Source organism: Agrobacterium vitis, assembly GCF_013337045.2.
Lineage (GTDB): Bacteria > Pseudomonadota > Alphaproteobacteria > Rhizobiales > Rhizobiaceae > Allorhizobium > Allorhizobium vitis_B.
The window spans coordinates 1-23,944 of record NZ_CP118261.1 but is presented as its reverse complement, the minus strand read 5'-3'; the positions used below and the strand labels follow the sequence as shown (position 1 = coordinate 23,944).

The window sequence follows — 23,944 nt, the reverse complement described above, 5'->3', positions numbered from 1 at the left end:
GCCCAACGGCTGTGCCGAGCGCAACCTTCCCAACGTGACTTCCCGTTCAAGACATCCTCCCCTTTAATACTGGCAGATTTCGTTCTGTCCCGCGCCCGCGCGGCAGACTCAAACCTACGGCTCAATCGGCACTGCACAGGGCGCAAAAGAAACCACACCAACTTCATTCTAGGCGACCAAGCCGCGGCTCAACAAGCGACGCAAGCAGCAAACCAGATATGCCGGCACAGCATCGGATTGCACCTCACCCATAGACAAGCCCGTCACATTCCCGGGATCTGCAAAAAGGGCGGTAGCAATTCACCCACAACGGTCCTCGGCCAGGGAATGTGAAGGATCTGATCAAAAACGATGTAGATGAAGAGCGTCAGGATGATCGCTTTAGGGATGATCAGGCTCCAGCGCTCCTTTGGCGGGCCTCCGCAGAGCGGGTCGCTCGCAAAAGATCCACCGACTCGGCCAGTCGCTGTTTGGCGCCTGCCATATGCAGGGCCATCGCGGCGCGCGCACCTTCCACATCCCGGTCCCGGATGGCCTCAAAGATCGGAGTGTGTTCGCCGAATGCGATAGCGGTGGTCTCGGGATTGGCGGAACGGATGTTTGTTCCAAGCCACTTGCGGACCATCGTCCGCACACCCTTCAGCATGTCTCGGAGCACATCGTTATCGGCAGCTTCGCCGATCGTGTTGTGAAAATTGGTGTCGGCATCAATGAAGCCCGATCCCCTCGACGTCCGAAGCGCTTCGAGATTTTGCGAAAGCGCATGGAGTTGCTCCTCTGTCCTAGATTTCGCAGCCAGTCCTGCCATCGTAACTTCAAGTTCGGCGCGTGCATCGATGAGCTCCATCAACCTTCGGTCACCGAACATGATGCTGAGTTCGAAGATGGTGAAAAGCAGGTTCTCGTAAGGGTCCTTGAAATAGGTGCCGCTGCCTTGCCGGATTTCCAGAAGGCCGAGAAAGGAAAGCGCACGCAATGCCTCTCGGACCGCGGGACGGTTCACACCGAGCGCTTCCGAAAGCTGCCGTTCGGACGGAATCTGGTCTCCGGGCCTGACCTCTCCTGAAAACAGATAGTCGAGGATCCGGTGAGCAACCTCCGAGGCGAGAGGAACCCGCGGGGTCAAGGCTATCTTGCTCAGTCCCGTCATGACTGTTTCCCCGCTGTCCGGCTCTCGAAAATCCAGTCCGCATATTTGATCATTCGGCATCCCCTTCCATCCAAGCCTCAAGGGCAATCCAGCTTCAAAGACTCGTAATACAGCACGGAGCCGTTCTCGTTTTATCGACCCCCGAAGGGGCTGCATACAGGGCAGATAAAATTGTTGTCTGTCGAGCGTTGACACACGAGAAGGCATCTGTCTATCATGAAGTGGTCTACCAGTAAACCGGAATACCAAAAGAACGAAAATGCCCGTTGTGGCGTCACGACACGAAAGTGTTGGATCTGTCCGACTTTTGAGAACGTATGGTGATCACGCTGCGAGGATAGATGTTTCGCGCCGCAATGGCCTGAGATCAACGCCGTCTGTTGGGGTCCAGATGTAATCGCCGGTGAGACTGATGTGCTGCCAGCCGAGTGGGGTAATGTGTTTGATGATGTCAAGCGGCGTGGGAATGCCATCTCGGTTGAGCTCGGCGAACGCCGGTTCAAGATAGAGTGTGTTCCAGTAGACGATGGCGTTGATTAGCAGGTTCAGTCCAGATGCTCGGTAGAACTGGCTCTCGAAAGTCCGGTCGCGCAATTCTCCGAGGCGATTGAAGAACAGTGCGCGGGCCAAGGTGTTCTGGGATTCGCTCTTGTTGAGGCCGGCCGTCGCGTTCCTGCGCATTTCGGGGTTCTGCCACCACTGGGGCAGAAAGATGGACCGATTGATGCGACCGAGATCGCGTAGCGCCAACGCCAGTCCGTTCTGGCGTGGGAATGCGGACAGCTTTGCCAACAGGGTCGAAGGCCGAACCTGCCCGGAACGGATCGTCGTGACCAGCCGCAGGATGTCGTTCCAGTTTGCCTTGATCCGCTCGACGTTGATGTGCTCGCCAACGAGCGGCGCCAGGTTTTCGGGAGGCGCGTCGCGCGGGAAAAGATAGAGCTTGCGATCCTTGAGACCGCGCAGCCGAGGCACAATCTGGAAACCAACGAGATGGCAAAGGGCGAAGCTCATATCGCTTACCCCGCCGGTATCGACATAGTGGGTTCCGATGGCGAGATCGCTGCCATGATAGAGCAGTCCATCGAGGACATAGATGGCTTCGCTCGCATTGGCATTCATGGCGATGATGTAGAAAGCGCCGTACTGGTCAGAGGTGAACCGGTAGAATTTGGCGCCGGGGTTGGGACCATAGCGGCCGTTGAGGTCGCCGATCGCCTCGGCGTGTCCGCCCGCCGGAAAATACTGGCCATCGGAGGATGACGTTGTTCCATCGCCCCACAAGCTTGCCAGAGGCAATTGCCTCTGGGCGTTGACGAGAATGGCGTGCGCGGCCGTGTAACCTTCCTCGCGAATATGCCAGTCGTGCGCCCAGGCGAGTTGGCGCATCGTAATGCCGGGGGAAACGTCCGCCATTCTCGTGAGACCGAGATTGATCCCGTCCGCCAGGATGGCGGTGAGGAGCGCAAGCTTGTTGTCGGCCGTCCGACCGCTGCGCAAATGGGTAAAGGCGTTCGAAAATTCCGTTCGGGCGTCAACCTCGAGCAAAAGGTCAGTGATGCGGATCGCAGGCAGACGGCTTTCCACCTTTAGCTTCAGCGACTTGGCGATGTCCGGAAACATAGCCTTGTGCGGCGTGACGCTAAACCCCGCCCCGGTCAGTTCTACATCGTCGAGCTCGCCGGCTGCGGCCAGACGCGAGAGGTCAGCCAGTCCATCGTTCAGCAGCTGGCGCTGTTGGCGAAGATACGTCTCGACATCGGTATCAACGGCGATTGGAAGCGGTCCTTCCTCACGCATCAGCTCGAATGTCGGCGTGGGAATGAGAAAGCTTTCGAAAGACTGGAAGCGTTTGGCTCCTTCCACCCAGACATCGCCCGCATCGAGCCGGCGCTTCAATTCGCTGAACAGGCAAAGCTCATAAGCCCTGCGATCAATCTTTCCATCTTTGAGTATGAGAGGCATCCAGCCCTTCGGCGCAAAGGAGATCGGTGCCTTGTCGGGTATGGTCCTTTTGCCCGTACGATATAGACCCGCGACCACGGATAGCGCCCGCAAGAGGTTCGCCGCCACTGCGTGACCGCGGAACACGAGAGTGGAGAGAAACTGTGGCGCCAGTTTCCTGATCGTCGGATAGCGCTGGAGCATTTCGATTTTACCGTCGATAACATCCGGCGCGATCAGCGTATCGACCGCCTGGACACTGGTTGTAAAAGCTGGCCATTGGATGACCAGATCAAGCGCTTTGGCCATGTCCTCACCCTTCTCTCTGGCCTTGATGATCGCATGGCAGACTTTTGAAACGTCCTTCAACGGCGTCTGCACTTCCCGAACGGATCGGGTGACGCGAGCAGCCGCCTGGTTATTGGCTCGCCGCGTCAGGATGCCCATGAGTTTCTTGAACATGTCGATCGCGCAATCGGTGAGATGGCGGGAAAGGTGGAGCACTGTTGCAGCCAGGACAGCATGTCGGCGTTCGGTGTTAAGGTCGCGCAGATGCTGCGCGCTCATTCGCGTCCCCTCTGCAGCAAATTCGTCAAAGACCTTGGCCGGAATGCGATCCATCAACGTCGTCGGCAGGTTCAGAGACCGGAGAAAGCGAATGCGCTCGGCAATTCTGTCGAGGTTGACGGCGGCTGGCGACAATGCTGGCGTTCTCGCCCAGGCAAGAATAGTCACGCTTGTCCCCTCACGCGGATCGAGAAGCTTGTCCAGATCGAGCTTTTGGCCTTCTGAGATCCCGCCGGCCAAGGCCCGATGAGCAATACGAATGCCGCGCCTGATCGCCACATGAATGATGGCTTCGAGCGCTGGCCGCGCTGGCAAGAGAATTCTCCTGCGTCGCAGTTCTTCCACGACCATATCCGCCAATACATCGGCGTGGCGCAGGGTTTGTGCGGCAGGTGTCAGCCAGCCTGTGAGTGCCCGCACGTCCGAAGGCACAAACGGACGCATCTGCATTCTGTCGAAAAGCAGGGCCAGATGCTCGCGCCGCGTCTGTGGGCGCTCGAAATAACGTTCGATCTCATGGTGATCGACGCCGATCTGCCGCGCCAGAAATCGTAAGACGCCAGCCGGCAGGACCTCGCCATCCGCAAGCGGTCGGCCAGGGTATCGTAGCGTGGCCAGAACACAGGCGAGGCCCAGTCTGTTCGAGGCCTTGTTCTGTCGCATGATCAGGTCGAGATCCGATCGATCCAGCGTGTAATGTTTGGCGATCTCCCTTTCGTTATCCGGGATGATCGTCGCCTGTTGCCACCATGCCTCGCTCAGTAATGCTCTTCGCACCATTCTCTGATCTTCCCGTTTCGCCGCGGAGAGTGCAGCGAAACGGAAAATGCGTGTCCGACAAACGAACGTTTCGCGGCATCCACAGTTCTTGTCCGCAAACCTTGTCATGAAACGGCAAATCGGACAAACCACGTCTCATGACCGCTATCGGCTATGCAAGGGTCTCCACCGGCGACCAGGACACCGCCCTGCAACTCGACGCTTTGCGCAAAGCAGGTTGTGAAAGGCTGTTCGAGGATAAGGCATCCGGCACGAAGACTGACCGACTCGGATTGGCGGAGGCGATCCGCTACGTTCGCGACGGCGACACGCTCACAGTCTGGAAGCTCGACCGCCTCGGCCGGTTGATGAAGCACCTCATCGAGATCATCACCGAACTGGAGGCCAAAGGCGTCGGCTTCCGATCCATCACCGAAAACATCGACACCACGACATCCGGCGGTCGCCTGGTCTTCCACCTGTTCGGCGCGCTGGCACAGTTCGAGCGCGATCTGATCCGGGAACGAACACGTGCCGGTCTGCAAGCCGCAGAGGAACGCGGCCGACGCGGTGGCCGACAAGTCGTCGTAACCCCGGACAAACTTGCCAAAGCCCGCCAGCATCTGGCGGCCGGTTTGAACGTCCGGGAAGCCGCGGCCCGCGTGAAAATCGGGAAAACCGCCCTCTACGAAGCTCTCAAGGCCGAAAAAGCAACGACATCCACGGTCAAACCAACCTGAGTTCCGGATACGTTCTTAAAAGTCGGACAGATTCGCCACTTTCGTGTCGTGAAGCCATATAGCTCGACGCAACTTCGATGGTGTCGAAGACAAAGAAACCTTGGCCGTCCAGAACGAGCAAACGCAAAGCTGCGTGATATTGTGTGTCGGCGGGGTAAGGTGTTACCGGAAGGCGATCCCAACCATTCTCGGTGAGCAAACCACTCTCGGTTTCCTCGAGGATAGAGGAGTTCGAGACCCAGTTGTCGTTAGGGTCCCGCCGAATGCCAAGGGAGGTGTTATTAGTAGATAGCCACGCCCAGACTTTCCGACGCGCAGCATCGGTAATTTCGACTGCGATTGTACCCTGTTCGATCGCCCGGTGGTAGCGTTGGCTAAAAAGCAAGCGCATCAGCACTCCTCATGTGGTTGAAGACAGGAAACTGCACGTATTATCATCATCGAAGATATATCGAAATAAGCGTACTTCGCTTCTCCGAAGAGAACCCGGAAGCTTCGCGCGGTAGCGCTACTAGCTGGCTACATTACTCCCCACGCCCGAAACCTCCCCCTCCCGGTCATCTCGCGCAAGCCCAGCTCCAAAACAATCCGCCGCGCCGCCTGCGGCGTGACCTCGAGCGTTTTCGCCACCATCCCGGCCGACACCAATGGTTTCGCCATCACCAGCTCGACCAGTTCCGGCAGTTTTGACGACGTGCGGCGCCCCTCCAGTTTGCGCTCCAGGAGGGTTCGAGCCAGCGCCAGCCGGTCATGCTCTTTCAACCCGATCTCGGCGGCCGCCAAAAGTCCGTGGGCGATGGCGAGCAGCCGGGTTTCGCGATCGCGATGCCGGCGCCGATCGACGGGAATGGTTTTCAGCCCGAGATTGATGGCGGCTAGATGGTCACCGGTAGTGACGCCGGCCTGCCGCAGGATCGAGGCCGCCAGCAGCCGGCCGAGCCAGGGCGCATGCTGCAGCACGGCCAGCTCATTCCAGGCATCGAGGGCGACGATCGCCTGCAACACCGCCGGCAGGTTTTCGGCTTGGCGCAGCACGCCACGCCATTCGTCAAGCCGGGCATCCTCATCCCAGTCGAGATCATAAATCATCGGATCGGCAGGAGCCCGGCCAGGCTTTCTGGCTCGTTCGATCGCAGCGTCGGAGCGCGCAAGGATCGCATCGATGGCGGCAAAATCGACGCCACGCAGATCTTTGGCGCCCTCGCCGACATCATCCCCCTCCCCTTCCGCATCGATCGAGGCGGCGCTCCGCACTGTGCCGGCGGTCTGCGCCTCACCTGTGCCGGTTGACCCAATCTCCGAAGTCTGCCGGAGCGTGCGAATGCCTTCCGGCGACAGCGCCCAGTCGGGCGACTGCGCGGCAATCCGCCGGCGGGTGCGCAACACGTCGCGAGCGATGGTCAGTTCGTGGGTTGGGGTGCGGGTGTCGCGAAAGGCGTCGTGGAGGACGAGGTCTTCGAGATGAACGAGCTCGCCGTCGATCCAGAGCGAGGCGCAGGCATCGGTGAACTGGGATCGTTCGATCCATCCCTGAGCGACCGGTGATCGGGCGATGCGCTCGTCGAGGCGCGTGAGGGCGATACCGGCACGGAAAGCCGGTTCAAAAAAACTCGAAATTGCCAATCTGCCGAGATCGTAAGCCATTGATTTTATGGTAAACGAAGTCGTAAAGGAACTCTATCTCAAATTTTGGGTTCCTCACATAGTACGATTGGCGGTCGGCGCGCTAACCAACGATAAGTACCTCATATCGATGGTAGTTTGATTTCAGTGGGTGGGTTGTATAAATTGCCTTGTCGTGCGGCGCGGTCAGGCGCCTCGACCCGGAGCCAGACGCAATCATGAGTGACACACGAGCCCAGCGCGCTCCCGGCAGATCACCGCGGTTTTACTGGTTGGCGTCGCTTATCCTCATCGCAATCTTCCTGCCGCCAATGCTAGCACCATACCTCGGTCAACACCCATGGGTCTCGCTGATCGTCTTGACGGTGCCCCTGTTCGCGCTTGCCATCGCCCTCGGTGCCATGTCGGAAGTCTGGGATATTGCGCCAACCTTCGTCTCCCGGCGGGAAGCACTTTATCAGAACCGCCACGCCAACGATGCCTATACTATCCCGGTGCGGTTCGACGCGATCAAGGGCGGATTTCCAGGCTTTTCCCGGTTGCGCGTCATCCGGACCGACCTTAATCAGGAGATCGGTGCATGGACGCTGAGGGTGCAGCATTCGCGGACCAAGGACATGCGAACGTGGTAATCGTGGCACCGCTGTTGGAGAGAGACGGGTCACGCTCGGCTGTCTCAAACTGCCGCCTTTGCCACGAGCAGGCCGAAAGATAAAGCTTCAGGACAAGCGTCGAAAGGCGCGCCGTTGAGTTGGACACCATCGCCTGGGTCCTGCCGATCGACCGGCGCGATGAGCTCGCCGAGCTGTTGACCGACCAGGATGTCGAAACCCTCCGGCATCTGGTCAACGAGGGCATGGGAGCCAACACGCCGAGAGCCCTCACCTCAGACCTCGCCTACTGCATGGCCTGGTCGCTTGCCAGCACTGGTGCGTCATTGCCCTGGCCCGCCACGAGGCGCTGCATCTGATTGCTCAAACATTAGGGATTCGTCAATTAAAGATTCTGGATATCTGAGCTTGTCTCACGAGCAGATGTCCAAATTTCCAACTCCTCATCTGCCGGTTCGATGAGGGTGGCCTGAGCCTGAAGAGCAGGGATAAGGAGCCGCAAGCCTGCCACGCTACTCAAAACGCCCATAAGATCCGGGGCGAGGTCTTCCGCCGCTTCAAGGCATCTGCCCTGGATTTCGCCGAGCGTGATTGAGTTCCAGGCCAATCGGTCGCGTGCTTCGAAAAGAACCGCGGCGACCAGTTCTTCCAGCGTCAGGAGGTTTTGCATGCGGTCCATCTTCCATTCACAGGGACGCGCTAGTTGCTTTCATAAGGCTTGTCTGTCAACCATCGCGTATGGACAAACCGATATCCGTGCTCCCATTGAATCCGCTTCTTGTGCGCGAGCTCCAATTTCGCGGCTATCATACCCTCAGTGACCTAGACCGGCTCGACGCTCTCCAAGCCATTGCCATTCCGGGCATGAACGGCCGGCAGTGGCAGATAGTCTGCAAGGCATTGCGGCGAGAGCCGTTTCCGGACCTGAGTGATTAGGAGCCAAGGAGAAAAGGAAAGCCGTCGCGGGGTAGTGCGAGAGGCTTTCCTTCCATCGCGGACGGGCAACAGGCAGCCCGCTTGTGGTAATATAATGCTCACCCGTCACGCGAGCGTCACACGGCCGCCTTTAGGCGATAGCCCAGAACCGGGCGCGAGCTCGACCGTCTAGCAAGTTCGTCGGTCCTCTGCCCAACGGGCTATCTGAACCATTTTTCAGCGGCCATCAGAAGCTCGTGCTCATCGTGGATGCCATCTTGAAACAATCTCACCAGGAGCATTGCAAGTTCATCTGGGTGGGTGTCGTGTTCAGGGATGACTTGCGCGAAAACACGCTCTAGCAAAGCCAGATCGGCAGGGCGAAGGGGTCATCAGATGGAATTCTTCCGCGCATAGCCAAACGTACGGCGCACATCACGAATTAGCAATGCCAGTGTGTTCCTTGCGCAACGGGCGATAGTTGGGGCTATGCTTCAGGGGCATATCCCTATCGAACGAGCTTCGGTGAAGGCGGCCTCAACGCCTCCATGAACACTGAAGCAGCATCTTCTACTTCCTGCTTCGACTTGAATGGACCGGGCAATGTTATGACGCGTCCGGCCACATCCACTATGGCCTGACCAGTCGAAGGATCGAGGATTATCTCGACACTGTTGCGCCCGGGGTTCTTCATACTTGACCCTACGCCGACGGCCAGCACCTGGCTCAACCACGGGCGCGAAATTCCGTTAATGACGCGCGGGCGGTGGATAAGAGCGGCCGATTGAGATCAGGTAGCTGCTGATTTCCCTAAGGAGGTGGTCTCGGCATCCATAAGACTTGAGAATGCGCCGAAGCTCGGGGAGTACCTTTCGGTAAATCGGTCTCGGCAGATCAGCATCGCCGACAAGATATCCCACGCCAGCAACTCCAGTGATAATTACATCCGGTCGCCGCGATTTCCGCGACGAACGACGGAATTTGGTCCTTGGTCATGACTTTCATATGTACCTCCTGGACGCAGCGTAACGCCGGAAGGGAGGCGTGCAACCTCGCCTTATTGAGGCCGTCAGGCGACTCCTACCACGTAAGGCCGTTTGCTAGGGTAAGGGATGGTGATCCGCCCTCGTCACACATGCCCCCACGAGTGCCTTTGAGAAATACCGCCGTGTTGTAACCTCGGTTCGAACCGGTGATCCGTCGTACGGGCAAATCACCGTCACCTGCACGGGTTGTCGGTTTTTGTCATCGATGAAAAAAAGCGAGAACGGTTTCTCGCAATGAGGACAGTATTCAGTTCCCATGCTGCACTTCTCTTCATCGCAGAACAATTCCCGAATGTCGTAAATTTCCGGCCGTTACACCGGCGTCAATCGACCGAACCGCCTAAGCCCAATGAAGTTGCATGATGAACGTAGAGTCGGCCTATGGGTAAATTCGGTCAGGTCCGTATGTTCGAAACCGGGGTTCAAATCGCGCCGTGCGGCCGGTTTAGGCTGCCAAACGCCTATCGCCGGCATAAACGCGTCAGGCGTCTGCATCGTCAGGAATGCCTTGCCTATTCATGTGCTCGATAAGATCCCGTAAACGGCAATGAACACGTAAAGGAAAGCAGCCAAAGCGGCGATGCCAACGATGAAGAGCATCAGACCTTTCCCCGCCAGGAGCTTTCGCCTTTTCTGCTCGGGTGAGTCTGCCGATGGGGCGAGACCCGTCGGCGTTTCGGTTTTGTCAAACTTAGTCATTTCCCCTCCTGGTCGATCGCGTGCGGGGATGGCTGTTGTTCCGGGCCAGAGCTGTTCGGAAAGATTAAGACCGTAGCAACGATAGCTATGAAGACGGCTGAGACGATGAGTATGAGCGTCAAGCGCATGCTTCCTCCGGAGGCGTTCAGGTCGGTGCCTCGGAATGCCGCCAAAATCGCTGATCCGGCAGCAAATCGAGGAGCGGCGCCGATGCAACGATGAGTTTCCGGCATGTTGCTTCAAAACAAAGATCGTCTTCGCCGCATCGGCAACGTTCGAACATGGCGATCACTGGAAAGTTGCCGTCAGGTCCGTAAATTATCCGAAAACCTGTAGGCAGACATGTATTCGACCCCGTCAGCGCAAGAAGGGGCGAGACCAAGCAGCTCCACATCTCTTTAGGCTGTTCCGATCATCGCGCTTCTTGCGAGTTGGCGGTATGGTGTGGCTTGCCAATGGACGCCCTCATGCACGACCGCACAGACCTAGTCGACCTGACGAACAACCTGTTATCTTAGCTCCGGCTGCTGGAAATCGCGGCAAGCGCCGTTGATGACCGGATAGATCGCGACGCTTCAGGCTTGTGCTGCGGCTGCCCTGGAGACGTTGCAAACAATCAAGGCAATGCTTGCTGATGGTCGGCATGAAGCCGCGGACTGACACCCGCCGCCAATCATTATATGCGGGGCATCAGCTAGCAATTCAGGCAAAAAGCGTATTAGAGTTTTGGAACAGGCGCAGCTGAGCCCTTGCTTGTCTCATTCAAGGCATCTACAGCAATGCTATGAGCCTTGTCGAAGCTCTATTGAAGATTTTAGAAGCTTGCTGGTCGATTTTTTCGAGGTCAACATCTCTCGCTCTCGATACAATACCGCACGCCTTCGATGTATCTCGACGACATGACGTGATGATGTATTCCATTGAGAAAAGGCCTGTGCCTGTATGACCGCTACGTCGGTGATAGGCAACGGCGGTAAGCTGCCCTCAGGGCATGACGCGCTGTGGACCGGACAGGATCACTTGCGCCAACCGTCGCGGTTGCTCAGAAATTTAACTCTTCGCCGCTGCCGAGCTGAATTGACCGGCGGCGTCCATCAAACATCGCCAGAATTGTGGAAATGCCACCAGGTTCGAAGTGAGAAAATGACTAGTTGATGGCCGAAGAGATCGGTCAGGCTTGCCGGAGTGTCTGCAGCTGATCGGAGCTCGTCCACAAAAGCCGTGACCGCAGGCCGCTGCTGGTCATAGCAAAAAGCAAAGGCCGGGGCGACGTAGTCGCACCGACCTCCTGCGCTCACCTTCTACAGGTGCCAGTACATCCGTGGTCACCGGGATAGCCCAGCTAACAATCTAGTTCTCCGGCCCCCAACGGCAAGCTCTACTTGTCGAGATCCTGAGCCATCTTGTAGTGATGCTCCAGTGCCGGAAGCGTCTTGGCGGCCCATGCCTTCAGGTCGGCGTTCTCCCCACCCCCAGCGTAGCGCTTGAAGAGATCTACGGCGTCTTCGTGGGCATCGACCTGCTCGTCAAAATATTCTTCCTTGAATTCGGCGCCGGAAAGCTTTGCCAAATCGTCGACTTCTTCCTTGTCGTCTTTTGTCAGAGCAGCGACCGGAACCCCTGCGACTTTGCCGCCCGCGAGCACGGCCTTTAGTTCCGCGCTCGTTTTCTCGTGGTCAGTGATCATCTGCTGCGCGAAAGCTTTGGTCGGCCCGTCGCCCTTCTGAAGTGCGAGTTTGCTTGACTCGATTTCGAACATGTCACTGGCGGATGCCTGCATGACGAAGTCTTGCGTCGAAGGCGCACGGCCGATCAGCGAGTTAGCGCCAGTGCTTTCCGCGGCGGACTGCGCGAAAGCCGCAGTCGAGGCTACAAGAACAAAGGCTGTGGTGATGATGATCTTTTTCATTTCGGTGCTCCTATCGCGACGTGTGAACCGCTCGCAGTGGGATTGGTTCCCGTAGCGGGCAAAGAGACGCCGCCTTGCGGGGCAAGACGGCTCTTTTCCAAAATATCTGTTAAGTCAGTATGGCGAGACACACTGCGCTCGAACGCCTGCACGGGGCACGTAGGTATTGTCCGATGGCACGATAGGACTGATACCGATTTGCGCACCACTGAACGTGACTGGAGCCGCTAGAGGCGGGGCGATGGCCTCGCGGCGATGCTCGTCAGTCCAGTGCTGATGGCCAAGCGGCTTCAGACGGGCGGCATCACTTAATAAGCGACGGCTCTTCGTCCGTCTCGCTTTCGCCGACTTCCGAGGCAGCGATTTCGTTTTGTACCGCAGGTCGGCTGAGTAGTCCTGCATCCTCCAGCGCTTCGATGTTCGGCAGGTCTCGCAACGTCTCCAAGCCGAAGGCGGAAAGAAAGTGCGGCGTCGTCACATAGGTGTATGGCGCCCCAGGCGTCGGGCTGCGTGGCCCGGAGCCGATGAAACCAGCCCCGCGAAGTGACGCTATCGTATCGCGACTGACCTCCTTCCCAAAGACCTTGGATAGCTCACCGCGTGTGACCGGCTGGAAATATCCCACCGCCATCAGCACCATCGCCTCGAACTCGGACAGTGCCGCGGTCCCTCGCCGCGTCGGGGTCGAGGACGCACGGATCGTGTCGGCAAAGCGCGGCCGGGTGCGATGCTGCCAGCCGCCGGCGACCGACAATAACTCGTAGGGCCGGGAACGGAGTTCCTCGTGCAGATCATCGACGAGGAGATCGATGCTGCAATCTTTTCCCACCACCCGCGCCAGCGTCTCGCGGGAGACTGGTTCGGCCGAGGCAAAAATCACTGCCTCGACCCGCAGCATCCATTCCCGCCAGCGTAGCTCCGGCGGCAAGTCCTCCAGCTCGCGATCATACAGGGCCTCCTGCTGCCGCTCTTTCGCGTGACGCCGGTTAGCTTTGGCTGCGTTGGATCCGGCCATCGTCACAACCCAAATATCCGAAAGGAGGTGCGGCCGGACAGCTCCCGCACCGCGTCCAAGGTTTCGAGCCGCTCGAACAGCCGGTTGGCCGCCCAGCGCGATAGTGTGCTGCCTGGCGCGGAGGCTGGAACCGCATCCTCGTTGAGCAATCTCTGGACGACGGGCTCAGCGCCCTTGGTGCGAAGCTTTGGCGCCACGGCCAGCAGACGTGCGGCGCGGCGATCGATCTCGGTGGCGGAGTGCAGTGCCGCGTTGACACCATCGATCAGCGCCAGGCAGATCGCTTTTGAATAGGCCAGTTCGCCCGGCCGAACGCGACCTCTGCCGCCGATCGTCCGAAAACCTGGCCCAAAGCGTTCGGGCAGAAGCAGCGGCACAGGTTTCGGCCAATTCAACTTTTGCGAAAGCACCACGTCGGCCACACCGAGCCCCATCAACTCGGCGTCCGGGCGAGCGGCAAAGACCGTCGTTAGGAGGTCCGCCACGACGAAAGGAGCTGCTCGCCCAGACTGAACCGCAGATTCAATCAGATCCGGGATTGAAGCAAGACTGTCGTCCCACCGGAGGCCAAAAAGATCGGCAATCTCTTTGACGAATGAGGTGGTGACCGGTCCGGATCGACGCGTCAGCATTCGTGTGGCCAGAAATAGTTTTCCGGCGGGGCCGGGGTCGTCGCCGGTGACGGTGAGCAAGACCGCGTCGCGGAGAGCGTTTTTCTCTTCATTGCGGCCAAGCATTTTCGCGGCGACCGCGGCTGATTTGAGGGCAAGTCGATCGCGCCAGCAGCCGAGCCATCGCGGGCCGGCCCGAACCAGATCGTCCAGTGATTTCAGAGCGATACCAGCGGCGAATACGGCGTCGGTCTCGTTGATGTCACGGCCACGCGACAGCGCCCAACCTGGCAGGCGGGGCAACCATATCTGGGGCGGTTCTGTAGCGGCCGGGAGCGAATCCATACCAGAGACGATACGCAATACGCGCGGTTTATGCTAGGTATTTAGTGAGAAACCGCACGGCATGTCCGTAAAAGATAATGTCCGATAATCTTGCATTATCGGACATAATGTTCATTATAAAGAAATGGCCCAAATCATCGAGCACAACACCGATATTGACCTCCAGGAAAGCGCCGCTCCGCCTCTCGGTATGGCAGCAGCGCATGAGGTTTCCGCGCCGCAGCGATTGGCAATAGACACTTCGGCCCCTGCCCTCCTCTCCCCCGTTGCCGGGGACCAGACGCCAGCGTACCTCGCCAGCCTCGCAGACCGCGCCCGCGGCTATGTCGAGGCCGCAAGTTCTGCCAACACCGGCAAAGCCTATGCCTCCGACTGGAAGCATTTTAGCGCCTGGTGCCGACGCTCGAACTTGGCTCCCCTGCCCCCGGACCCCCAAACTGTTGGCCTCTATATCACCGCCTGCGCCTCAGGCGAGACCGTTGGCACACCGGCGCACGGCAGCAAGGCCAATTCAGTCTCAACCATCGAACGGCGCCTCTCCTCCCTGTCCTGGAACTATGCCCAGCGCGGGTTGATGCTCGATCGCAAGGATCGGCATATCGCCACCGTCATGGCGGGGATTCGCAACAGTCACGCACGCCCACCCGTACAAAAAGAAGCGGTGCTGGCCGAGGATATCATTGCCATGATCGAGACGCTTGATCGCGGAACCCTCAGAGGTTTGCGCGATCGGGCCATGCTGCTGATCGGCTATGCCGGTGGCCTGAGGCGGTCCGAGATTGTTGGTCTTGACATCAAGGCTGACCAAACCGAAGACGGGCGCGGCTGGATCGAAATATTTGACAAGGGCATGCTCGTCACCCTGCGCGGCAAGACCGGCTGGCGCGAAGTCGAGATCGGCCGTGGCTCATCGGACGCCACCTGCCCGGTGGTTGCTCTGGAGAGCTGGATCACCTTCGCCAGGCTTGCCCATGGCCCCCTCTTCCGCCGCGTCACCGGACAAGGCAAGTCGGTTGGGCCAGAGCGCTTGAACGACAAGGAAGTGGCACGGCTCGTCAAGCGGACCGCCATGGCTGCCGGGGTTCGTGGCGATCTCAGCGAAATTGAACGTGCCTTCAAATTCTCCGGCCATTCGCTGCGCGCTGGTCTCGCCTCCTCCGCCGAAGTCGATGAACGCTATATCCAGAAGCAACTCGGTCATGCCTCAGCCGAGATGACCCGCAGGTATCAACGCCGAAGGGATCGCTTCAGGGTCAATTTGACAAAAGCGGCGGGGCTTTGATTTTGTTTGTTTGAACCAGAAAACTCGCATCCCGTGAATTGGTGATCACAATGTTTGGCACCTGAAAATTGGATTTTTCGGCCACGAACCCCATTCAGACCGGTTGTTTCACCAGGATTTTGCATGCAATTGCGACTGCTGGTCCAATTCTGCTACCTGTCAAAATGCACCTCGGCTTAGTCCCATCACTACCGAAGATCATAATGGTTTATCGCGCTCGTTGCGTCGAAATCCCTTTCCGCGCCACACCCCGACCTTTTAGCCTTGCATGACATCGGATTAGCGGTTTCGGTTATTGATGACATTAAAATCGAATGCGCTATGGCGCGTTTTGCACGGCATTCCGTACGCATCTTCACTCCGGCGGAAGCAGAGATTCATGGTAAGAGAAATGCAACGTCGAGAGGCTATGGGACAGTCAGCAGAATCGGATCGCTTCCTCAATCCGTAATCGCGCTGGTCGTTTGTTCAAACCTATTTCCAGACGGCAGAAAACAAACAACTCTATTTCTACCGGTCTGCTTTGCCCAATAAAGGCGCCGATCCGCCAGTTGCAAAACCGCTTCGGCGTCGACTGCATCGTCTGACATTGCAACTCCGATACTGACGGACACATTCAGCCCATCAGCAATTTCGGACCAGTCAAAGTTGGTAATTGTCATTCGCAGTCTTTCGGAAACCCTTTCCGCGTGGGCGAGTGTTAGGTCCGTCATAAGTATAACGAACTCTTCGCCACCAAAGCGAACTGCGAGATCTGTTTCACGAACAACAATTTTGACCAGTGCCCCGATTTGCACAAGGACACGATCACCAATGATATGGGAGAACGTATCATTGATTGTCTTGAAGTAATCGACATCAAGGATCGCCAGCGCATAACTCGCGCCTTGAGTATTAACGTCAGATATTATCGTCTCCAAATGCCGCCGATTGGAAAGTCCTGTCAACGGGTCCGTATTCGCCGCTTCGGTCAGGACATTGGTTTGCTGCTGAAGGGCCTCTAATGACCGGGCAATTTCTGCAGAGCGCTCTGCCTCTGTATCAAGCATTGCTTTGAGTTTTTTCGTTTCATAACGGATCTCCGCCATACGGGCATTTTGCTGGATCCGCTCCGCAGTGAACTGCTGATGGAGCTTGTGATATTTTTTATGAAAATCGAGCGCAGACTCGAATGCTTCAAGATACTCATGAGCTTTTGACAGAGACAGACAGGCATGCATTAAAGTCTCAAGATTGAAATTTTCCCCGGCAAGCAAGTGGGCCTGCTCAAGTGGAACCAAGGCCTCTTCATAGCGCTTTAACGAAACGAGCGTGCTTCCCAGTGTAACCAGATAATGCCCCTCCCCGCGGACATAATCGTCGCCCGGAATGTCACGGTACCGCTCCAATAACATTTCTGCGGCGGAAAAATTCTCAACCGCATTAAAATATTCTGCTAAGTTTGCGATACACAACCTCTCGGCCCAGGCGTCTTTAAGTAATTGAGCGAGGCTGAGTGCTTGTTTCGTAACATCTATTGCGCTGCTAATCGACGTTTCGAATTTTTGATTATCGGCTTCCTGAACGAGATAAGCATCCTCTGCATGCGCGCCACCGAGATTAATCAACCACCAACATTCGAATGTAAGATCGTGTGCCTCTCGGGCAAGCTCTACGGCACGAGCGCAATAATCAACCGCAAGGGATGGTTGGCGCGTCATCCAGAATATCACGCCAATAACATTTATGGCCAGAGACCGACATCTGAGATTACGGCTCTGGTCGGCAATGTTCATTGCTTCTGCGGCGAACTCGACAGCCTGCTCTAAATTACCGAGTTCCAGATGCAGCCAAGCAGCAATACTAATTGCTTCCGCCTCAAGCGCCGGCTCTTCAAGCTGCTTCCAAAGAGAAAGAGCTTTCTCCGCGTATACTAGCCCCGTCTCTGTCTCGCCAAGTTGAAAGCAATACCACGCACATTGCTGAGAACCGCGCGCTACAAGACCTTGATCTCCTCGCTGTTCTGCAGAAGTCAGAACTGAATTTGCTAAGGAGAACGCGCGAATGGAACGACCTGTACATGCGAGGTTCCAAGCTTCATCCAGCACGGCCGCAGCGTCCAAATCAAAGCTATTTTTACGATTGCCAAACTGGTTATTCAATATCATCGGCTCATCTTGCGCAACGCCTAGACAGCATACCGGGTAAATTTAGCAAAAATCCATTTAAGGGAGTCCTAAAGCCATTATCTTTCGTAAGGCTGTTTCTTAAGTTCCTTGCGACAGGCCGTTTCAAACATATGTAAGCACCTACCGCTCTCGAGCGTACAGACTTATCCTAAGTGAGCGAACCACACTGCCAAAGTTGAATATTCGTTGCCCAGCGTTGAGTGAATGTGTCCAAATTTTAGATGAACCATTTCCCCTCCCCTCGTCTCTTATTGCATTGTTGATCTCACCAAAATTTCCTCTGTTTTTTAAGTGTCTCATACCAACCTAAACTCTCCGAACGCGATTGAGATTTTGGCCCATGATTATCAGGGAGTTGTACATAGTCGGCATTGGCCACATGGTCGCGCATAAAAAAACATACAAAAAAGAAATGGAGACGGTCTTCAGCAGCATCAGCCGAAGCCAGAGATGCCTACCTTAACTGGACGCCCGACGAGCGAGAAAAACCGCTCAAGGCGCCAGCACGCGCACTTCAAATATAACAAGGACGAAGCAATGACTGTCGAAAAAATACATACACTCGTCGTTGGCGGCGGACAGGCTGGTATCGCCATGAGTGAGCATCTCACTAGGCCGTAGACTCATAACGATCTGATCCAAATTCTTGCTGCTGCCAATTTGACAGCGGCGAGAAAGTTCAATGGGTCTTTGTCGTAACGGGTTGCGATGCCTCTGAACTGTTTGAGTTTGCTGAAGAAACGCTCAACGAGATTGCGCTGTCGGTAAACCCATTGGCTGAAAGGGAAGCTTCCCTTCCGATTGCTCTTGGCAGGAATATTGGCCCATGCCTGCCTTTGCTTTGCAAATGCTCTGATCGCGTTGGTATCGTAGGCCTTGTCCGCCAGCAGGATCGCACCCTTGGAGATTGTCTGTAACAATGGTTCTGCCATGCGACCATCATGGGTTTGACCGGCTGTGAGTGCGAGACGGATCGGTCGGCCATCGGCATCGACAACGGCGTGGATTTTGGTGGTCAAGCCGCCACGGGAACGTCCCATGCAGCCATCGTGTTGATCCCCCTTTTTCCCGTGGCCGCATGTTGATGAACACGGACACAGGAGCTGTCGATCATAACGATATCGCCGTCGAAAGCCTTGGAAATCTCGCCCAGAACATGATCCCAGACACCCGCCTTTCGCCATCGCACGAACCGGTTGTAGCAGGTTGTATATGGACCATATCGATCAGGAACGTCTGCCCAGGGTGAACCTGTCCGAAACCGCCACAAGATGCCGTTGATCACCCGCCGGTCGTCAACACGTGGCACCCCACGCGGCTTGTTGGGCAACAAGGGCTGGATGACAGTCCATTCGAAATCGGTGAGATCAAACCGGCGACGGGTCATGAGAGGCCTCCAAATCAAGGCCTCAGTGAATCAAAATCAGGCCGATTTGCAAACCCGGTTTATGAGTGTGCGGCCTAGGAACAAAGTAGCACATCTCGTTCTTGAAAGAGGAAGGATAGCCGAGCGTTGGCGTTCGATGCGTTGGGATTCCCTGGTCACTAATGGGCCAGCTTGGCACGATCGTTTTCCAAACATGACTTTTCCTGGCAATGCCGATGCGTTTATCCCCAAAGAAGGCGTTGCCGACTACTTTGAAGCCTATGCGAAGAAGTATAACGCACCGATCCGCTGTGGAACCGAGGTGACTCAAGTCGAGCGATTGAAAGGTCGTCCAGGCTTCCGTGTCGAGATGTCTAACGGTGTGATCGAAGCTCTAAACGTGGTGGTGGCGACCGGTCCGTTTCAGTTGCCGAACATTCCGCCAATCGTTCCACCGACGGCAGATATCAACCAAATGCATTCCAGCGAATACCGCAACCCTGATCAACTCGGGGAGGGGGCTGTTCTCGTGATTGGCGCGGGCTCTTCAGGAGTGCAGATTGCCGAGGAATTAATGCGTGCGGGCTGCAAGACCTATCTTTCTGTTGGGCCGCATGATCGTCCTCCGCGCAGCTATCGCGGCCGCGACTGCGCTTGGTGGCTCGGCGTTCTCGGCAAATGGGATGCACAGGTACAGGAATTGAAGCTAAGCAGGCATGTTACGGTCGCTGTCAGTGGCGCACGAGGCGGAGAAACGATCGACTTCCGTCGTCTAGCAGCACAGGGCATGGTGCTGGTGGGCATGACCGAAAGCTTTAAGGACGGCAAATTATCCTTCGCTCAAGATCTTGCCGACAATCTTGAGTGTGGCGACCAGAACTATCTATCGCTGCTCGACGAAGCGGATGCTTTTGTTGCATGCAACGGTCTCAACCTTCCTGAAGAGCCAGAGGCTCGCATCCTTGGTCCGACAACAGATTGTATTATTAATCCTATCCGCGAACTGGATCTTATTAACGCCGGCGTCTCCACGATCATCTGGGCTACCGGCTTCAGGTCCGACTATAGCTGGTTGAAGGTGAATGCTTTCGATGAAGCAGGGCGCCCTAGACATCATCAAGGTGTCTCATGTGAGAAAGGCCTCTATTTCCTGGGTCTTCCCGGACTTTCCGGTCGCGGCTCCAGTTTCATCTGGGGTGTCTGGCATGATGCCAGACACTTAGCCGACCACATCATCATTCAGGATAACTACCTGGCTTACAGGCCGCAGGCCTGATGTTAGTACGATTTTTTAGCCGCTCCCGAACTGAGGTGTGGACGGGACCAGATTGGAGATGCCGCCAGAAAATCTGGGCTCTTTCTCAATTGTTATGAGCAAGTCAACGGCTCAATATCCTGCTCACGACGATGATTTTCATGGCAATTCGCATTTTCCGCGTCAGGAATCATCCAAAATCGTGGTTTCAAACCGCGTGGAAAAAACGTTGGTCTTTCAATTACTTATGTCGGTGGTCAGCTGACCACCGAATCAGGCCCTCAATTACACGCGTTTCGATCCCAATCCATCGTCTTGACGAAATTTTCTCAGCGCTTTATCCCGCCTTCATGCCCACTTGGCCATTGGCCCTTAACAAAGCCATCATCATAGGCCCAAGGGAGAACTCTCCTTGTTTTGATCGGCGGGTTAGATCACGCAAATAGCCCCCAGCTGAGTTGATAAAGTTTGCACGCTCTAAAATACATGCGACAGCGGTAGCTGCATTCTCTTGACCCATAATTTCGCAGGCTTCCTGATAGGCGTCCGGACTTACTCCCAACATAGATCGAACCACAACTGCGGCAGTCATTAAGTCACGCCAATTTTCTATTTTTCCACCCGGACCGTAATCGCTAACCGAAGGGCAGGCCTTCAAAATCATTCCAAGCGGAAATGACTTTATCGGCACAGGTTGAGGCGAACTGTTTTGCGCCCTGGTTGCCTCTTGCTCTTTTTCAGAGCGAGGTTCAAGTTCATTAACGTATTTGGTATTTGAATTCTGTATGTGCCGCTCAAATTGAGCAGCATTGCTGCTATTTTTTTCTGATTTTACCTGATTTTCCAATCGCTTAATAATATCACTCTTCAGGTTGTTCATCTCATCTAAAACGGCAGTAACTTCCGAAAGGGGTGGTGTTCTAGATACTTTGCCAACAAGCGATACATACGCGCATTCGATCTCATGCCAGTCGCCTTGAGCGCCCTCCTCGATAGCCGCCGTGATCAGTTTGCGAACGTCTCGACGGCAAATGGTAAGGCTTTCCTTGGCTTTCCTAAAGGCGGCACGATCCGCCATCACTTGTTGCGCCATCATCGCAAGTTCTTCTGAGCGTGCGAGCAGTGGTGACAAATCGAAGCCAAATGCCTGCTCGATCTGACCGGCGTTATCCTTGCGCGCGTAGCGTTTCCCATTGGCGCTATCTTTGCGAACGATCAGCCCTGCATCTACAAGCACAGCGATATGCCGGCGTAATGTCGCTCCAGCCAACCCGTGCGCTCGAAGAGCAAGTTGAGTATTCGAGGGGAAAACAACAAGTTGCGCATCCTGCCGTAGTTCATTCTCTGGGTAAAAACTCAATAACGCATCGAGAACCGCAAGGCTGTTGGATTGTATACCAAGCAATTCCATTGCAGCTGAGGCATCCCTGAATATTTTCCATTTATCCGCACGTTTGCCCGGCTTAATGTCGCTTGTGGCGACTTGCCGGCGCACCAGCGCAAGCGTCATACCCCGCCGCCCAAAGGGCGTCGTCACATTTCCAGTCTCCATCATCTTTCACCTTTCAGCAGGCAAAAGAAAATCACTCACCAAATGGCGCAAAAACTCTTGACGAGGATTCGAGGAAATGCGATTCTGTTCTTGCTAGAGAGACAGAAGGGCTTCCACGACGGCGACGTTGGGGGAGCTCTTTTCTTTTGCGGACTACTCTCCTTGTTTCTTCTGGGTCTGTGCTCGGTGCGCCTGATAAAGCGCAGGCAAGTGATCAATGACGAAGGCCGCGAAATCAGGCGTCGCCTTCCTGTCTATCGTGATTTCCAATTTGGATTTGCTTTGCGAAACCTGAGCCAATCTATCCCCATCAGGGGTCGACATAATTTCCGGAAGCCCTCGAGAGACCCGTCGAGGCTTAAGGCTGGCCAACACCGCCTTGAATCGCTCCGCAGATGGCAGCGCTTGCACTTCATTCGATAGCGCATATTTTGAGACGTCCGAGGGTGAGGGGGCCTTTTCGATAAACTCCGTGAGTTGCTGCCAACTTGGTCGGCCGACGCCTGGTGCGGGGCCGATTGCATCGATCAACTCCGGGGGGAGGGTGTCGACAAGCAGAAGCATCTTCGACAGGTTACTCTTGTCGATCGACATAGCGGCAATAACGATCTCGCGTGAAAATTGCTTATTCAAGCGATGGGCGAAACGTGCTTTCTCAATAAAGGTGAGATCCTGACGTTCGTTGTTCTCCTGGCCTTGTGCAATGACCAATTGTTCGTCGGTCAGCTCGCGAACAACCGCTTTGACCGGAAGACCTAATTCTGAAACGGCCTGGAGCCGACGGTGACCGAAGCCGACCTGATAGCGGCCCGGCATATCCGGGTGAGGGCGCACGAGGATTGGGACCTGCTGGCCTTGGTCGCGAATCGATTCGAGAAGTCCGTCAATATCACCAGGCATACGGTCCTGCACGAAGGATGGCTCTACGGTCGAAACATCCAATTCGACAACCGCTTGGCCTTCAGCAAGACGCCGCTCTATCTCTTCGGCGCGGCTTAGGCGATCATTCTGTTCACGCAGTGCGTTTCCAATATTCGCAGTCAGCTTTGTTGCCGGGTCGCGTTCTTTTCTGGCGACCCCGAGAAGCGGCATTGACCGCGTTTTCCCTGCACGATTGTCAGACGGCTTAACGTCTTGGGCGTCCGTCGAGACGCCAAGGATGTGCTTCCGGCTCATGTGGTTCTACCCCATGCTTTTTTGATCAGAGATTCAATCTCATCGTTGACGGCGTTCATAGCCTCCAAGGCGCGATCATAGGTTGATCGTGTAAATTGACCGCGTTCCACTTCAAAAAGGGTCTGGTTTGTCAGGCCCGCGTCCGAGACAGCCGTCGTTTTGAGCATTGGAAAATTAAGGACGTTTTCCCCAAAAATAGACCGGAGATAGCCCACCATCTGGTTTTGGGGGCCATCGCTCGGTTCGAAACGGGTGATAAGGTAGCGCATCCAATTGAACTTGAACTCCGCACCGGCGCTCTCAATTTCTCTCAGCAAGTTCGATGTCATTGCCAGAAACTGGTTCATTGACATCACATCGAGCATCTGGGGATGAACCGTAACAAGGATGGATGTCGCGGCCGTCAAAGCTGACAGCGTGAGGTAACCGAGTTGCGGAGGGCAATCGATGACGACGACATCATAATTATCTGCAATGTCTTCAATCGCTTGACTGATGCGACCATAGAAGAGCGTGTCACCTTCCTTGCGCTTCATCAAGGCGCGGGGCGTGTCATGCTCAAATTCCATAAGTTCGAGATTGCCGGGAATGAGATGAAGGTCAGGAATATACGTTCCTCGAACGACCTGTTCGATTGGCACTTGCTCATCATCATATCTGATGGCGCCATAGAGGGTCTCGTTTGGACCGACGTCCGTCTCCGGTTGGCTGCCAAAGAGCGCAGACAAGCTTGCCTGAGGATCGAGATCGATAGCAAGCACTCGGTAGCCGCGCATTGCGAGATATTGAGCCAAATGCGCGGCGGTGGTCGTTTTGCCCGAGCCACCTTTGAAATTCATGACCGAAATGACTTGAAGCTGCTCGCCGTCTCGACGATGCGGAAGGTAGCGACGGTTTCCACGACCGATCTGGTCCATATGCTTGCGGATCACGTGGATATCTTCAATCGAGAAAATGCGCCGGCCCCCAGGGCTCATGCTGACATTCAACTCTGGCATTTCTGAAGCAATCTGCCTTAGATAAGACTCCCCAACGCCAAGCAACTTAGACGCTTCAGAGGGGCCGAAGGTCCTAATCCCCTTTTCGGAGGTCGGCGGGAAAACTTTCAAATGATGTGCTTGCAACTGGCTGGAAAGCGCGTCGGCGTGACGCTCCATCAAGGCAGTCAACCCCTCAATCACGGCCTCAGTTTTCGGGGCGATCTTCGCCAT

General features: G+C 55.9%; 18 protein-coding genes and 2 pseudogenes. 5 read left to right on the top strand and 15 right to left on the bottom strand.

Annotated features, from left to right (window positions below; genetic code table 11):
* Positions 1-391: 391 nt before the first annotated feature.
* Together G6L01_RS23025 and G6L01_RS23020 are read right to left on the bottom strand one after the other, a co-directional pair.
* Positions 392-1,150: a FadR/GntR family transcriptional regulator gene (locus G6L01_RS23025; RefSeq protein ID WP_071206344.1), complete on the bottom strand. Its 759-nt coding sequence runs from the start codon at positions 1,148-1,150 to the stop codon at positions 392-394.
* Between the two features lie 324 nt (positions 1,151-1,474).
* Positions 1,475-4,441 carry a Tn3 family transposase gene (locus G6L01_RS23020; RefSeq protein ID WP_070167330.1) on the bottom strand — a complete coding sequence of 989 codons (2,967 nt, stop codon included), beginning with the start codon at positions 4,439-4,441 and terminating at the stop codon, positions 1,475-1,477.
* 137 nt (positions 4,442-4,578) lie between these two features.
* On the opposite strand from G6L01_RS23020, the gene G6L01_RS23015 reads away from it, so the two are divergent.
* Positions 4,579-5,160, top strand: a complete 582-nt coding sequence (locus G6L01_RS23015) for a recombinase family protein (RefSeq protein WP_060716698.1) — start codon at positions 4,579-4,581, stop codon at positions 5,158-5,160.
* Here G6L01_RS23015 and G6L01_RS23010 read toward each other — a convergent pair.
* The gene (locus tag G6L01_RS23010; protein ID WP_174089346.1) at positions 5,147-5,551 is read right to left on the bottom strand and encodes a hypothetical protein; all 405 of its coding nucleotides are present in this window, start codon (positions 5,549-5,551) and stop codon (positions 5,147-5,149) included. The two genes, G6L01_RS23015 and G6L01_RS23010, sit on opposite strands and share 14 nt — an antisense overlap.
* 128 nt (positions 5,552-5,679) lie before the next feature.
* A complete protein-coding gene (locus G6L01_RS23005; RefSeq protein WP_174089359.1) occupies positions 5,680-6,813 on the bottom strand; it encodes an RHE_PE00001 family protein in 1,134 nt (377 codons plus the stop codon).
* A gap of 188 nt (positions 6,814-7,001) precedes the next feature.
* Between G6L01_RS23005 and G6L01_RS23000 the strand changes: the two genes are divergently transcribed.
* Both G6L01_RS23000 and G6L01_RS22995 read left to right on the top strand, forming a co-directional pair.
* Positions 7,002-7,415, top strand: coding sequence for a hypothetical protein (locus G6L01_RS23000; protein WP_174089347.1), 414 nt, complete (start codon positions 7,002-7,004; stop codon positions 7,413-7,415).
* Between the two features lie 119 nt (positions 7,416-7,534).
* Positions 7,535-7,735, top strand: a pseudogene (locus G6L01_RS22995) (integrase); the annotation flags it as partial.
* A 44-nt stretch (positions 7,736-7,779) separates the two neighbouring features.
* Here G6L01_RS22995 and G6L01_RS22990 read toward each other — a convergent pair.
* From G6L01_RS22990 to G6L01_RS22965, 6 genes and pseudogenes are all read right to left on the bottom strand, one after another.
* The gene (locus G6L01_RS22990) at positions 7,780-8,064 is read right to left on the bottom strand and encodes a carbohydrate kinase family protein (protein WP_174089349.1); all 285 of its coding nucleotides are present in this window, start codon (positions 8,062-8,064) and stop codon (positions 7,780-7,782) included.
* Positions 8,065-9,871: 1,807 nt separating this feature from the next.
* Positions 9,872-10,054 carry a hypothetical protein gene (locus G6L01_RS22985; protein WP_174089351.1) on the bottom strand — a complete coding sequence of 61 codons (183 nt, stop codon included), beginning with the start codon at positions 10,052-10,054 and terminating at the stop codon, positions 9,872-9,874.
* Positions 10,055-11,432: 1,378 nt separating this feature from the next.
* On the bottom strand, positions 11,433-11,963 hold the full coding sequence (locus G6L01_RS22980; protein WP_174089353.1) for a DUF4142 domain-containing protein: 531 nt from the start codon (positions 11,961-11,963) through the stop codon (positions 11,433-11,435).
* A gap of 114 nt (positions 11,964-12,077) precedes the next feature.
* Positions 12,078-12,222: pseudogene (locus G6L01_RS22975) on the bottom strand (BA14K family protein); the annotation flags it as partial.
* 45 nt (positions 12,223-12,267) lie between these two features.
* On the bottom strand, positions 12,268-12,978 hold the full coding sequence (gene scpB / locus G6L01_RS22970) for an SMC-Scp complex subunit ScpB (protein ID WP_174089355.1): 711 nt from the start codon (positions 12,976-12,978) through the stop codon (positions 12,268-12,270).
* 2 nt (positions 12,979-12,980) lie between these two features.
* Entirely contained in the window at positions 12,981-13,934 is a 954-nt protein-coding gene (locus G6L01_RS22965; RefSeq protein WP_174089357.1) for a DUF1403 family protein, read from the bottom strand.
* A gap of 124 nt (positions 13,935-14,058) precedes the next feature.
* Here G6L01_RS22965 and G6L01_RS22960 point away from each other — a divergent pair, with 124 nt between their 5' ends.
* The gene (locus tag G6L01_RS22960) at positions 14,059-15,216 is read left to right on the top strand and encodes a site-specific integrase (protein ID WP_070167281.1); all 1,158 of its coding nucleotides are present in this window, start codon (positions 14,059-14,061) and stop codon (positions 15,214-15,216) included.
* 440 nt (positions 15,217-15,656) lie between these two features.
* On the opposite strand, the gene G6L01_RS22955 is transcribed toward G6L01_RS22960, so the two are convergent.
* Both G6L01_RS22955 and G6L01_RS22950 read right to left on the bottom strand, forming a co-directional pair.
* Entirely contained in the window at positions 15,657-17,363 is a 1,707-nt protein-coding gene (locus G6L01_RS22955; RefSeq protein ID WP_070167280.1) for a tetratricopeptide repeat-containing diguanylate cyclase, read from the bottom strand.
* Positions 17,364-18,007: 644 nt separating this feature from the next.
* Positions 18,008-18,771 (bottom strand): IS5-like element IS869 family transposase gene (locus G6L01_RS22950; RefSeq protein WP_139190091.1). Its coding sequence is split into 2 segments (ribosomal slippage): positions 18,008-18,456 and positions 18,456-18,771, totalling 765 coding nucleotides; the frame shifts between segments, so codons are not numbered across the junction.
* 61 nt (positions 18,772-18,832) lie between these two features.
* Here G6L01_RS22950 and G6L01_RS22945 point away from each other — a divergent pair.
* On the top strand, positions 18,833-20,026 hold the full coding sequence (locus G6L01_RS22945; protein WP_139190181.1) for a flavin-containing monooxygenase: 1,194 nt from the start codon (positions 18,833-18,835) through the stop codon (positions 20,024-20,026).
* 316 nt (positions 20,027-20,342) lie between these two features.
* Here G6L01_RS22945 and repC read toward each other — a convergent pair whose 3' ends face one another.
* The 3 genes from repC to repA form a co-directional block, all read right to left on the bottom strand.
* Positions 20,343-21,557 (bottom strand): plasmid replication protein RepC, encoded by a 1,215-nt coding sequence (gene repC / locus G6L01_RS22940; RefSeq protein WP_060720101.1) that lies wholly within the window; start codon positions 21,555-21,557, stop codon positions 20,343-20,345.
* A 153-nt stretch (positions 21,558-21,710) separates the two neighbouring features.
* Positions 21,711-22,733 (bottom strand): plasmid partitioning protein RepB, encoded by a 1,023-nt coding sequence (gene repB, locus G6L01_RS22935; RefSeq protein WP_060719979.1) that lies wholly within the window; start codon positions 22,731-22,733, stop codon positions 21,711-21,713.
* Positions 22,730-23,944: a plasmid partitioning protein RepA gene (gene repA / locus G6L01_RS22930; protein ID WP_060720102.1), complete on the bottom strand. Its 1,215-nt coding sequence runs from the start codon at positions 23,942-23,944 to the stop codon at positions 22,730-22,732. Before repA ends, repB begins: the two co-directional genes overlap by 4 nt.